The sequence below is a fragment of the Okeania sp. SIO3B5 genome (assembly GCF_010692555.1).
Classification (GTDB): domain Bacteria; phylum Cyanobacteriota; class Cyanobacteriia; order Cyanobacteriales; family Microcoleaceae; genus Okeania.
Genome location: NZ_JAAHHG010000044.1, coordinates 24,401 through 38,888, shown reverse-complemented (window position 1 = coordinate 38,888; position 14,488 = coordinate 24,401). Strand labels below are relative to the sequence as shown.

The following is a 14,488-nucleotide window of genomic DNA, read 5'->3' as shown; positions in this document are numbered from 1 at the left end:
GGATTCCTACTGAGCCATAGCTCCTCGGCGGGTTGACGCTTTGCTTCGCATAGCTGTCGCTAACACAGGGTGCTGCTTCCTTGGCGGTAGTCTAACGCTTCCCTCCACGTCCGCGCACGAGTTTCCGCAATTCGTAGCTCCTCCGGAGGAGGCGTGCCCCCCGGCAACTAATAATACTATAGCATATGTTCAATTGACTTACAAATAAAATAAAAAGTCCCCTTCAAAGGGGAGGCTTTAAACCCAATTTTTCGGTAAATAGAGCGATCGCTTCCAATTTCAACTATAGCTAAAGAACGAGTTGTTTAGAACTTATGCGGACGATAAACCGTAAGACAGGGAAATGTTTTTCTTACTGTTCCCTGTTATATCATGTCCGGTTGAATAATTAGACAATGGTTGTCCGAAGGCAGCTATGCTGGAGGCAGGAGGCAGAAGGTTTTCTCAAGAGTGTCACCTTGATTTTATACACGCTCCGATGCTACCGGACACGATATTACCTGCTATATTACTTTTTCACTTCTTTCACCCCATCCTTAACATAACTTGCCTTACCATTACCATTACCATTACCATTTCCGTTAGTATAACCATTACTATTGCCATTGCCATTACCATTAGAAAAACCATCCATCTCATAACCCCCTGCCAACTCTTCAGCAGATTTATGAAATAAACGTGACTGTAAACCTTTCGCCATTACATAAAATATCGGCACCACATATAAACTCAAAATTGTAGACACTAACATACCACCCATAACCGACATTCCAATTGAAATCCGACTGGCAGCACCTGCACCAGAAGCAAAAGCTAATGGCATTACCCCGAAAATGGTAGAAAATGCCGTCATTAAAATTGGACGAAATCGCAAACGGGATGCCTCAACTGCCGCCTTAGTAATAGACATACCATCTGCCAACAACTGATTAGCAAACTCCACAATCAAAATAGAGTTTTTCGTTGCCAAACCAATCAACATAATCAACCCAATTCGACTATAAACATTAATCTCCAACTGCGCTAACCACAACGCTCCAAAAGCACCCAACAAAGATAACGGTACTGCTAACAAAATCACCACCGGGTCAATATAACTCTCAAATTGAGCTGCCAAAGTCAAGAAAATAAAGATCATTGCCAAGCCAAAAATAAACGCTGTCGCTTCACCAGCATCTCGAAACTGCGCTGAATCACCTTTTAAATCAGTTCGCATACTAGCAGGTAATATCCGGTCTGCCAAATCATCTAACGCTTGTAACGCCTCACCCAGACTCACCCCTGGAGCAGGACTTCCTTGAATAGTTGCCGAACGAAATCTATTAAAATGATTAATCTGAGGAGGAGTGGTTGTCGTATTTACCTTCACCACATTACTCAAAGGTATCATTACTCCTGACTCAGTCCGCACATACAAATCATCAATATTTTGTAAACTATTACGAAACTGTTCCTCAGCTCGCACAATTACATCATAACGTTGATTTCCTTGGGTAAAGTTAGTAATATCTTCCCCTCCCATCATTATTTGCAATGTTCGCGCAATATCCTCCACCGACACCCCTAAATTAGATGCCTGGGCCCGGTCAATTTCTACCGAGATCTCTGGTTTATTAATCTTCAAATCTGTGTCAATATTATTCAACTGGGGTAACTGTTGCGCTTCACTGGTAAATTCTTCAGATACTCGCGCTAATTCTTCTAAATCATTTCCCTGCAACACAAATTCTACTGGTTGACTGCGGCCTCTACCAGGCAATGAACCTGGGTTAATGGGAAATACTCGTCCATCAGTAATGGGAGCAAATGCTCCAAATAACCGTTTAACAATTTCTTGTTGTGCTTCCTCTGGTTTCTGGCGTTGCGACCATGGTTTGAGATTGGTGAAAGCAAAAGCTCGGTTAGCTTGGGTAGATCGAGTAGATCCAACAATACTGAAATAACCTCTCATTTCAGGTATTTGAGAGAGTTTATTTTCTACTTGACGCATGACGTTATCAGTATATTGAAGACTTACACCTTCTGGTGCAGACACAGATACAAATACCCGTCCCCGGTCTTCTGTGGGCAAAAATCCTTGGGGTAGTTGTTGAAATAGCCAAAAGATTACCCAGAAAGATAGGACAAATCCTAAAATTATTAATGGTTTCATTCTCATCAACAGACGCAATGAGCGATCGTACATTGCTGAGATGCGACTTAGAGCATAATCAAATAAATCTAGGGGAATAGCAACCACGCGGGAAAGGAAATTTTTATGTTCTTTTGGTTTATGTCTTTTTAATATTCGCCCTGATAACGTTGGTGCTAAAGTCAAAGCGACGAAGGTGGATAATACTACTGAGACTGCAATAGTTAGAGCAAATTCATTAAATATTTGCCCTGAAGAACCTCCAGAAAATCCGACTGGTAAGAATACGGCAATTAATACAACGGTGGTGGCAATGACGGCAAATACTACTTCCCTCACTCCTAAGATGGCTGCTTGCATGGGAGTTTTACCTTCTTCTTGAATATATCTAACTATATTTTCTAAGACAACAATGGTGTCATCTACTACTAAACCTGTTGATAGTGTGAGGGCAAATAAGGTGAGGGTATTGATGGAAAATCCCATGAAATACATTACCCCAAAGGCACCAATGAGAGAAACGGGAATGGTGATGGTGGGAATGAGAGTTGCTCGCCAGTCTCTCAGAAACGCATAGATAACTAGGACAACTAAACAAATTGCTAAAAATAAGCTTTTCCAAACTTCTTTGATAGCAGCTTCTACAAATGTTGAGTAGTCAACGCTGATGTAATATTCCATTCCTTCTGGGAAGTCTTTGGATAATTCTTCCATCCTGGTTTTAACGCCGTTGGCAACTTCTATGATATTTGCCCCGGATAGTTTACTGATACCAAGACCTACTGCTGGTTTACCATTATAACGGGCAAGGGTGCGATCGCTTTCTGCTCCAATTTCTGCTCTACCAATTTCTCTGAGTCTGGTGAAGGAATTATCATCATTTCGTCTAATGATTAGGTTTTCATATTCTTCTGTAGTTTGCAGACGACCAAAAGTACGAATGGGGTATTCGGTCGATTTTCCTTCTATTCTGCCACTGGGAATTTCTACGTTTTGTTCTCTGAGTGCTTCTTCTACATCTAAGGCGGTAATATTTCGGGCAGCCATTTTTTGGGGGTCTAACCATAGTCGCATAGCGTAGCGACGTTCGCCACCGATAAAAATACTACCTACTCCGTTGACAGTTTCTAAGACATTTTTGATGAATTTATCGGCGTAGTTGCTTAACTCTAAGGAGGTGTATTTTTCCCCAGTTAAAGCAAGCCATATAATGCGTTCATCATCGCTACTTCGTTTAGAAACTACTGGCGCATCAACTTCATCGGGAAGTCTTCTCATAGCACGGGAAACTCGACTACGAACGTCTTGAGCTGCTGCTTCTAAGTCGCGACCTAGTTGAAATTCAACATTTATGGAACTTGAACCTTCCCTGGTGCTGGAGGTCAAAGTTTTTACTCCTTCGACACCGTTAATTTCTGCTTCGAGAATTTCTGTTACTTCTGTTTCTACTACTTCTGGGTTAGCTCCTGAGTAGGTGGTTCGCACGCTAACCACTGGAGGTTCAATAGTCGGAAATTCTTGCACTGGTAGACGGGTGTAACCTACTAATCCAATCAGGATAATTAGCAGGGAACAAACCGAGGCAAATACTGGTTTTTTGATGAAAAAATTGGTAAACATTTTATCAAGTCAAAATTCAAAAGTCAAAAGTCAAAAGTAATATTTTTACTGTCATTTTATCAAGTTAAAATTCAAAAGTCAAAAGTCAAATTATCAAGTAAAAGTTCAAAAGTCAAAAGTCAAAAATAATATTTTTACTGTCATTTTATCAAGTTAAAATTCAAAAATAATATTTTTACTGTCATTTTATCAAGTCAAAATTCAAAAGTCAAAAGTCAAAAGTAATATTTTTACTGTCATTTTATCAAGTTAAAATTCAAAAGTAATATTTTTACTGTCATTTTATCAAGTCAAAATTCAAAAATAATATTTTTACTGCCAAATTATCAAGTCAAAATTCAAAAGTCAAAATTTAAAAATAATATTTTTACTGTCATTTTATCAAGTCAAAATTCAAAAGTCAAAATTCAAAAGTCAAAATTCAAAAGTAATATTTTTACTGTCATTTTATCAAGTCAAAATTTAAAAGTCAAAATTTAAAATTTAAAAGTAATATTTTGACTTTCATTAAGTGGTAAAATCTGATTACATCATTATATTGATAATGGATAATGAACAATGGATAATTATTTGAAAATGGATTAATTATCAATTATCAATTATCCAAAAGCTAATAGCTAGTTAATACCAAGCGTGAAAAAAGAATGTTACAAATAATAAGCAGTATTAAAATAATTAGTAGGAAATATCTATTGGATGAAAAAGATAAATTACTACATAATAAATAGTATCCTATTCATTCTGTACGTCGCCAATCCGACGGCTCCCCTACCTGACTCCTGTCTTCCCCTCCCAGGAGGGGAGGGGTTAGGGGTGGGTTGGGAGGGGGAGGGGCGAGGGGTGGGTTGACTCCTAAGCAGTAACCTAAATATTTGTAGCAAAGATTTATCAAACTGATATGATATCAAATCCGCTTAATTGGACATAAAAAAATTATCCAATTGCCATAACTACGCTCATCTTGTCTTATCTTTCTTCTCCTGAATTCAGAATTCAGAATTCAGAATTCAGAATTCTAAAGACTTAACCATTCTATAACTGTTTAACCGGATTTGATATAATACATTAATTAATTTTATTATGACTAAATTTTCTTGGACTAAACAATGGTACCCAGTAACTCCCATAGATTATCTAGACTCCTCTCATCCAACTCCAATAACTTTACTTGCTAAAAGGTTAGTAATTTGGCAGGATAAACAGGAAAAATGGATAGCAATGGATGATACTTGCCCCCATAAATTAGCGCAGTTATCTTTAGGAAGTATTGATAAGAATGGAGACCTAATGTGTCGGCATCATGGTTGGTGTTTTGATGGAGCAGGTAAATGTACAAATATTCCAATGCTGAGTGAAGAAAAAGCTCTAGAAACAGCTTGTAATAGTGAGCGATCGCAAGTAACTATATATCCTACTCAAGTGTTACAGGGATTACTTTGGGTATGGCCAGATAATAGTTCTACTGCTGTTGAAGATTCTACTTTAAAACAGCCTGCTGTGATGCCAGAAGATAAAGTTGATAGCTCTTCAATAGATTGGTTTATGTCAGAAGTTCCTGTTAGTTATACTGTCTCTGTTGAAAGTAGTTTTGACCCTTCTCACGCCCAATTTTTGCATGAAGGAATTGCAGGTTTTTCTCCAGAAAGAGCTATTCCTATCCAACGTTTTAGAGTATTCGGAGAAATTTCTGCTGAAGATGGTTTTACCTTAAAACATTCTGGTTATAATGTTTTTAACAAAGATATGGATGCTACGCGTAAATTCATTCCGCCCTGTTATAATACAACAATATATGAATTTTCTAATGGTAAATCTGCTTTATTTCTATTATATTTTGTACCAACAAAACCAGGTTATTGTAAACAGATTGCTAGGTTTATTTTTGATGCTGCTCCCCAAAAACGTAACTTGTGGTTTGAACTCCTACCAAAGTATTTACAAACAGGATTAAAACATTCATCTAGCTATAAGTTAAGTAACCAAGATTTATCAATAATGCACTCCCAAACTATTAACGAATCAACAGAGAATAAAACTTGGCAAAAATCATATTTCATGCCTTCATTAGCTGATGTTGGTATAGTTACTTTTCGCAAATGGTTAGATGAATTTGCGGGGGGAAAACCTGAATGGCAAGGAATGACAGAAACACCTTTTCTAGAATTAAATGATGAACAATTATACGACCGCTGGCACAGACATACGAAGTATTGCCCTAGTTGTCGGCAATCTCTAATTTTGATAGACAAAATCAAAGATTTTTGTCAAAATCTTACAGCAGTTTTAGCAATTTTAGCTTTATTTTTAATCGCAATTAATCTGTCAGTAAAAATTATTTTGTTACCAGTTTTACTGAGTATATTGAGTTTAATTTGCTCTTATAAATTAGACTCTGTAAGACAGGGTTTTCTGACCAGTATTCCCAAAACAGGTTTACCTGTGGTAAAATTATATTAGGAATCTTCAACAATTAATTATTAATTATTAATTATTAATTATTAATTATTAATTATTACCTCTCCTTGAAAAGAAGAGGATTGACTCAAAAGAGCCAAAAACCTGGGTGCATCTACGGTCAAATTTTCAGCATTGTCAGGGTCAAAACTTTACCATTTTGAGATAACAATAGCCAAAAACTAGGTACTTTTTCAGAACTGAAAAAGGCACTTACCAATATCAGTCAATACTTTTAGATTTAATCAGCAAACCCTAATTAGGGCTTGCTGAAAAAGTCTTTTTAAGGAGTAGGGGAGCGGGGGAGTAGGGGAGAATTTTTTGGCCCAACTATGCGCTAAAAATGCTAACTTTTTGACCATGAAGAGCTGAAAACCATGTACTTTTTCAATACCTAAAAATGCTAATATCAAATCCGGTAGCATCGGTGTAATAAGATAGTGAATCAGAATTCAGCAATTCTGCAATCCAGAATTCAGAATTTAGAAGGGAAGAGAAGTCAGAATTCTTTCCGCTCTGGGTGAAGATGGAATATTTTTTTATACCGAATTAAACGGATTTGATATCAGGAGAAAAGAGAATTTAGAAAGATTTGCTCTTTAGGTGAAGATGAAAATTTTTTTATACCGAATTAAGCGGATTTGATATAAAACCTTTATCTGGTAATTATTTGAGATTTAATCAGCAAACCCTAATTATTAATTATTAATTATTAATTATTAATTATTTAGACCCTTGTTTGCCATACATTTCTATATCCGAAATATCGATTCAATGCCAATTACATAACTTCTCTATTTTTTCTAGTATTATACCAATTCCTAAAAGTAACGCTATACTTAGGTAAGACTTCAGTTATTAATTAATCAAAACAGGTGAAATCACTTTTTTGCTAAAAATAGCCCAGTTAATGTTAATTATTCTTACTTTTTACTTCTCCCTGTACGGACGTTGCATGCAACGTCCCTACCCACTCCCCTGCTCAACAAAATGTAGAAAAGTTTTTGAGAAATGGTATTATTAATAGACAGCTAGCAATTTTTAATTATTGATGAAAGAAATAATCAACAATATCTTAACTCACCTGGGTGAAGTCAAACTACCTAGTCCGTCATATTTTGAGACCCTAAAAACCTACACTGTCACAAAAGTATCAGATGCCGATACTTTTGATGTTATTTCTGATGAAGAGAACCAGGACATGACTGTGCGTTTTCTTTATATTGATGCTCCAGAAACTCCTAAAGGATGGGGAGATTCACAGGTGGAAAAAATGAATAGTAAAAATGAAAATCCAATATATCGTAGTCAATTTCAGTGGGGAGAAAAAGGTAAAGAGCGACTCCGAGAATTAGTTGAAAAAAGTGGAAATAAAGTCAAAGTTAAAGTTACTGGAGAAGAAAAACGACCAGGGCGATCGCCACGTTGTTTTGGTGAAGTTTATTTATTAGATGGTACTTTTGTACAGCATATTTTAGTGCAAGAAGGCTTGGCTAGAATTTATTATGATTATATTAGTGAATGTCCAAGAGATACTGCAATAATGTTGTTATTAGCAGAAGCGGATGCTCAGATAAATAAACGTGGAATATGGCAAGAATCTCAGTCAGAATTTATTCCACCTTGGGTGTTTCGTTCCCTGAAGAAAAAACAAAGGTCTTTTCTGAGAGATATTAGTCAAGACTTGAAAGAAGGTGCAATTACTGAAGCCGATCTTGAGGCTAAATTTCAACTCAAATTACAGGAGCAAGACCAAATTTTATTAACTCTTTTTGAAGATTTACAAAATGGTGTCATTACTCAACCTGAATTTGAAGATAAAGTTCAAGAACAAGCTAATAATTTATTTGCACAATAATTAATAGACATCTCCAGAAAAGAGGGAACAGGGAACAGGGAACAGGGAACAGGGAACAGGGAGGAATAATTGATGATGTATGGATAAGAATTGATTTTATTTTTTATTTTTGGATATGTCTAATGAGGAGAGGATAATTTTTTTTAATTGCTAATTAGGGCTTGCTGATTAAACCTAAACGTCTTTCTCCTCTACTCCCCTTTTCCCCTCCACCGGAGGGGGAGGGGCGAGGGGTGGGTCCCCTACTCCTTAAAAAAGACTTTTGAGCGCAAACCCTAATTAGGGCTTGCTGATTAAATATCAAAGCATTGACAGATAAAGCTTTTAGCTTTTTTGAGTATTGAGGGGGTGCGCCTGTTTTAGTTCAAAAAGCTCAAAAAGGAGCGGATTTTGGGGTGAGGGGGGCAGAAAAATCACTCTTGCTACTATAAACGACCAACTTCTCTATAACTCCCCTAACTCCTGACTCTTAACTATTCCCTATTCCCTATTCCCTACCTCAGCAAAAAGACTTTTGAGCGCAAACCCTAATTATCCCAGTTGCACAAAAAACGTCAAATTTTAACAGAGTGAATATCATTTAATTCTTTATCTCATATCATGTCCGCTAGTATTGTTTGTGTAAAACCAAGGGTGAATATCTACAGGAAGTTTAAGTTTTTTCAAGCTTTTAAGCCTTCTTCCCTCTTCCTTCTTCCTTATTCCTTCTTCCTTACTTTCGCGCTTACAATACCGATGCTACCGGACATGATATCACAATAGTTTTGAAGCGCTTGTCATCCCTTCAGAAGAGTGTCTCAGTTTTGTGCGATACATCAGATAATAAAATGAAGTAAATAAAATCAGGGCAAACAATCCAGCCGAAACTACGGATGTCGTGAGCGGAATCAACAGTAAAGAACTCAGCAATTCAATTCCAATTAAACTAATCAAAATCCAAACCACCATTTGGCGTTCCATCAGACTACAAAGAATTGCTCCGGTTGGCGCACCCACTACCACAACCGGAACTGCCGCTAACCAATAATTACTGACAGGAGTAACAAAATCTCCCAGGATAAAGTTATGAATTAAAAAGCCTGTAACGGCATTAATTGCCATCAAAATCACTGAAGTTGGAGTGCTAACTTTCTCACACAAGCCAAACAGTAACACCATTACAGAGTAGGCAAAAACATCCATTCCACTTCCGACTAAACCGCTAATCATACCACCCATTAATCCGACGATTAGAGATAAAATTTTTTCTCGTTTACCCCAGTGTTCAATCGTAAATTTACGTTCATTATTAGTTAAATTTAAGTGAATTAAAATGATAGCAAAACTGCTCACCATCATTGTAAATGAAATTCTTATGACTTCGGGAGGAAGTAGAGGAGCTAGAAAAGCTGTTCCCATAAAAATACCAGGAATTCCTCCTAAACTCACCCAACGAATTAACTTCCATTCTACTAGAGTTTTCATAGCCACAATCGTAAAAGAGGCGGCACTCATGCCAATACTTTGAATAGCTAAAGAAAAGAGTTTGGCATCGGGGGGAGAGACATGAAGCCACTTTGTTAAAGCTGGAAAAGCAACTGCGCCTCCTCCCATAGGAGACACGGGGACACGGGGACACGGAGACACGGGGATGAGGGCTTTTAATTTATGATTAAAGGTTGACTTTTCACCATTTTAGTCAGAGCAAAAGGGATGCTTATTGGCGCTCAAAATCGGCAAATTTTGGCAAATTTCACTGTTCCACAATGCCCTCATCTCCCGTTCTCCCGCTCATCTTTAATCTACAATACTTTTAAACAGCCCTGCCTCCGGTGGAGGGGAAGAATTGATAATTTCTTTGGGATAATTGATTTTATTTTTTATTATTGGAGATGTCTAATAGTATCGGTACACCTAGATCTATCTTTATTTGTCTTCTATCCCCTGTTGCCTGTTCCCTGTTGCCTGTTCCCTGTCTTCTATTCCCTGTTGCCTGTTGCCTGTTGCCTGTTCCCTATTCCCTGTTGCCTATTCCCTGTTCCCTATTCCCTATTCCCTATTCCCTAGCTATGAATATTAACAATTCCCAAAAACAAGCATTTGAATATTTAGCAAAAGGTGACTATCGTCAGGCAATAAATTTATATGAAACTTGCATTCAGATTAATCCAAATATTAAGTCAAATTATTGGTACTTGGGATTAGCTTTACTTTTGCAAGGAGAAGAAGTTGCTGCTCAAGCTGTTTGGTTGTCGGCAATGACAGAGGCAACTCCAGATGAATTTGATGTCTGGATCACGGAGTTAATTGAAATATTAGAAACTACAGCAATTCAATACCTTAATTCGGGAAAGTTACAACTGGCAGAAAAAATTTATTGGCAAGTTCTTGAAGTCAATAATACTGAAGCAGAAACTTATTATAATTTGGGCAATGCTATTGGTTATCAAGGCAGAGAAGAGGAGGCAATAGAATGTTGGCAAAAAGCAGTTGAACTCCAGCCAGATTTTTTAGCTGCTTATCAAAGTTTGGCAAGTTTATTTCAGAGACTCAGAGAATTTCATCAAGCTATCTCTTATTATTTAAAGATGCTGGAAATTCAGCCCAAAAGTCTCGAAATTTATGAAAACTTGGGGTTGTGTTTTTCTGCAATGAATTATTTGGAGGAAGCAAAAGCTTGTTGTCAGTCATCTCTAAAAATTCAACAAAATTATACGCCTGCTTGGGGAAATTGGGGAATTATTCTGTTAAAACAGGGGAAGCTGGAAGAAGCGATCGCTCGATTAAAAATGGCTGTTGAAACACAACCAAATTTTATTCAAGCGTATCTAAATTTCGATGGAAAAGTTACCTCTCATGCCAACTTATTCACAGCCTTACGAAATCACCAGGATGCTGAAATTTATTTGGAGTTAGGTGAAATTTTAGTTGCTAGCAAAAATTTTCAATTAGTAGTGAAAGACCAAATATTAGATATAGGTTATTTATGTCTGCAAAAAGCTAGGGAAGTTAAACCAGAAATAGGAGTAAAAATTGATAGTATTCTCAATCAAAAACAACCACCAATAACTAATCATCAGCAAAATATTTCTCAAGTAAAACCACCCACAGGATTTTATGAATCAACTTGGGAATGGGCAGTTACTCAAGGTTTAGAAACAAGTAACTATATCAATATTTATCCTGAAAATTTCCTACAACTGAAACCGCCCATTACACCAGATAACTCAGTACATTTTAGTTTTAGATTTGGCAATCAAATCAAATTACCTGCAACATTTGTAGCAATTATTCCAGAGGGCAGGTTTTGGATAGATGAAACGAATTTTCAAACCGCCATTATTACATCAGAAAATCCAGAAAACCAAGAAAGTAAAATATTAGGAGATGTCTCGCCAAAATTTCCTATTCTCAGCCCAGACTCCCCAGAAAATCATCCCAGTAAACATTCTATTTTTTCCTTGCAAATTTTACCTCAGATTCAGAATATTGAAGGCACAGTAGCAGTTTTATCCGGAATATTTAATAATAACTACTTTCACTGGATGTTTGATATTTTGCCAATAATTAAATTATTGCATCAGAGTGGAATAAATTTTAACGACATAGATAAATTTTTAATTAACTATCAGCTTCCATTCCAGCAAGAAACCTTAAAAATTCTAGATATTCCTGAGGCAAAAATCATCGATACTCAAAAACATCAACATATTCAAGCCACAAAATTAATCGTTCCTTCCTTTCCTGCTTCTGTTGCTTGGATGCCAAAATGGGCTTGTGATTTTCTCAGAAAAGAATTTTTGCCACCTTCAGGAAATACTGAAACAATAGACAGGATATATATCAGTCGTAAACAAGCAAATAATCGCCGAATTATTAACGAAGATGAAATTATTAAATTTTTGACCAAATTTGGGTTTCAAAGCGTGACATTAGAGTCAATGTCTGTCACAGCACAAGCATCATTATTAGCTAATGCCAAGGTAGTAATTTCTCCTCATGGTGGTGGTTTAACGAACTTAGTATTTTGTCATCCCGGAACCAAAGTAATCGAAATATTTTCCCCTAACTATATATATTCTTGTTATTGGTTAATTTCTAACTTAGTCGGTTGAGAATATTACTATCTATTAGGAGAAAATCCCCTCGGTTTTTCCTTCCATGAACTTCTTTCATCAAACCATCGTCTAGAAGATATTTTTGTTAATATAAATCATTTGTTAGAATTGATGAAATTTGTAGGAATAGTGCCGCTACGCGGAAGTTATTTGCCCCCCTAGCCCCCCAACTTTGGAGGGAACAAGAGTCAATTTGCTTCTCAAAGTCCCCCAAAATTGGGGGATGCGCGGGGGCTAGGAAAATAATTGACTTTATCTTTTATGATTGGAGATATATAATCAACATCTGCTAAACAGAATATCGGCATAATAATTAACAACTATGAACAAGTTTTGGAGCTAGTAGTGGATTGTTTCACCTAAAATAGTGCATTAGCTTTTTTCGTCACCCCATCCCCCCATCACCCCATCCCCCCATCACCCCATTTTCTAATGCAACATTTAAGATGAAACAGTCCAGTAGGGTGCGTTAGGCGCTTACTACAAATTAGGGTTGAACTGTCAAGTATTACGTTGCGCCGTAACGCACCGTTGAGTAGTTTGTAGTGGAATGACACACCTTAAATAGGGTTTGTTGAAAAAGTCTTTTTTCGTAGGGTTAGGAGATAGGAAACAGGAGACAGGAGACAGGATAAATGGGAATGAACGAGGAGGTAGGAGCTAAGTTTTGTCCCAAGATTATTCTGCCCAACTATGCACCTAAAATACTAACTTTTTGAGCGTTTTAGACTGAAAACCAGACATTTTTTTCGAGCAAAAAAATTTTAAATCCTTTATATGTCAATGCTTTTAGATTTATTCAGCAAGCCCTAAATAGTGCAACAGTCCACTACAGGAAAATAATTGATTTTATTTTTTATTATTGGAGATGTACATAGCGTTTTTCAGGCTAATGAGGTACACCTATCTTGATTTCTTTTCCCTGTACCCTATTCCCTATTCCCTAAAACAAACGAATTTTGTACCTCACCATTATTGGAGATGTTTATTATACATCTCCTAAACAGAATATCGGCATAATAATTAACAACTATGAACAAATTTTTGAGTATTATAGCTCTTATTTTCAGCTCTATTAGTTGCCCAATCTTTCTCCATAATTTACTGATATCAAAACCTATTATTTTTTCGCAAAATTTAACTCTAGCTAATCAGATCTATGCAATACTTCTCAAACAACTTCTAAATTTCCCGAAATATTGTTTTGACAGGAAAAATATGGATGTTTTGATGTGCTTACCTCAATAATGCTTTTGCTGACTGATTATATAGCAATATGAAATCATTCGTGAGAAAAAATTGTAGGGGTTTGCTCTCTAAATCCCTTGACGCTTGGGTTTGGAGACCAAACCCCTACGATAAAATCTTACCGAATCATTATTAATTAATAATTGATAATTAAATAATTCTGGTTTAAAGCCTCCCCTTTTAAGGGGAAAAAAAGAAATAATATTTCCTTATATTCAATCAAGAGCGGTTTTAACCAGAGGTAATTATCAATTATCCATTATCCATTATCCATTAATGAAAACCTATTAGGATTGCTATATCAGTATTTTTAATCATTGCATAACTGAGATATACCCAAGAAATAAGTAGCTTATAGATGAACAAAAAGATTCAAGCTAGAATTTATTCATTAGTTTTAAGGGAACTTAATTATGACTCTACTTACGATACTTCTGATGCTCTTTGGTATTTTTTTTCTAGGTCTGGTATTTCTCCTAGCAGTATTTTTTTTGCTTTCCTATGTATGGGCACAACGTTTATTGAGGAAATTTGACGGGAAATCTAATCAGAGTCAGAATAATGGTGAGATAATAACCTCAGATATTGAAAATTTTGATCCTTTTGATGCTTTTTCTGATTTTCCAATTTTAGGAAATTTCTTCAAAAAACAATTTGCTAATATGAAAGATGGAATAAACTATTTTAATAATTCAATTCCAAAAATTCTATATTACTGGAACCCTCAATATTTGAGAATAAACGCCACACAACACTTTCTTAACTCCCTAGAAATAGGGGAGCCAGAAAAAAGTTTTCAGAATCATTTATATAACCTGGGTAAACTTAGAGAGTATAAAGGTATAAGCCATGTCGAAGGAAATTATTATCTTGCTGAAGCAGCCTTTGAAAAAGGATTAGCTCAGATTCAAGTTGAGCTTATAAAAAATGAAGATAAATGGCTTATAAATAACTTTATAGTTAATTATTTGTTTCAGCTTCAAAGTAACTAATCAAGAAAATGGAAGTAGAATTAAGCACAATTCTGAAATGACTCTTTTTTAAGGTTTAGATATAAATGAGGTACACCTATCTTAATTT

The 14,488-nt window shown here is 36.1% G+C and carries 7 protein-coding genes; 5 read left to right on the top strand and 2 right to left on the bottom strand.

Going from position 1 to position 14,488, the window contains the following annotated elements; translation table 11 throughout:
- Positions 1-508: 508 nt before the first annotated feature.
- Positions 509-3,751, bottom strand: coding sequence for an efflux RND transporter permease subunit (locus F6K54_RS08980; RefSeq protein WP_293076646.1), 3,243 nt, complete (start codon positions 3,749-3,751; stop codon positions 509-511).
- 1,080 nt (positions 3,752-4,831) lie between these two features.
- Between F6K54_RS08980 and F6K54_RS08975 the strand changes: the two genes are divergently transcribed.
- Both F6K54_RS08975 and F6K54_RS08970 read left to right on the top strand, forming a co-directional pair.
- Positions 4,832-6,208 carry a Rieske 2Fe-2S domain-containing protein gene (locus tag F6K54_RS08975; protein ID WP_293076644.1) on the top strand — a complete coding sequence of 459 codons (1,377 nt, stop codon included), beginning with the start codon at positions 4,832-4,834 and terminating at the stop codon, positions 6,206-6,208.
- Positions 6,209-7,256: 1,048 nt separating this feature from the next.
- Positions 7,257-8,063, top strand: coding sequence for a thermonuclease family protein (locus tag F6K54_RS08970; RefSeq protein WP_293076643.1), 807 nt, complete (start codon positions 7,257-7,259; stop codon positions 8,061-8,063).
- 753 nt (positions 8,064-8,816) lie between these two features.
- Here the strand turns inward: F6K54_RS08970 and F6K54_RS08965 are convergent.
- Positions 8,817-9,656, bottom strand: a complete 840-nt coding sequence (locus F6K54_RS08965; protein WP_293076648.1) for a sulfite exporter TauE/SafE family protein — start codon at positions 9,654-9,656, stop codon at positions 8,817-8,819.
- A gap of 455 nt (positions 9,657-10,111) precedes the next feature.
- Here F6K54_RS08965 and F6K54_RS08960 point away from each other — a divergent pair, with 455 nt between their 5' ends.
- The 3 genes from F6K54_RS08960 (at position 10,112) to F6K54_RS08950 (ending at position 14,400) form a co-directional block, all read left to right on the top strand.
- On the top strand, positions 10,112-12,157 hold the full coding sequence (locus F6K54_RS08960; protein ID WP_293076641.1) for a glycosyltransferase 61 family protein: 2,046 nt from the start codon (positions 10,112-10,114) through the stop codon (positions 12,155-12,157).
- Between the two features lie 1,609 nt (positions 12,158-13,766).
- Positions 13,767-13,943, top strand: coding sequence for a hypothetical protein (locus F6K54_RS08955; RefSeq protein ID WP_293076639.1), 177 nt, complete (start codon positions 13,767-13,769; stop codon positions 13,941-13,943).
- A complete protein-coding gene (locus F6K54_RS08950; RefSeq protein WP_293076637.1) occupies positions 13,930-14,400 on the top strand; it encodes a hypothetical protein in 471 nt (156 codons plus the stop codon). Before F6K54_RS08955 ends, F6K54_RS08950 begins: the two co-directional genes overlap by 14 nt.
- Positions 14,401-14,488 lie beyond the last annotated feature (88 nt).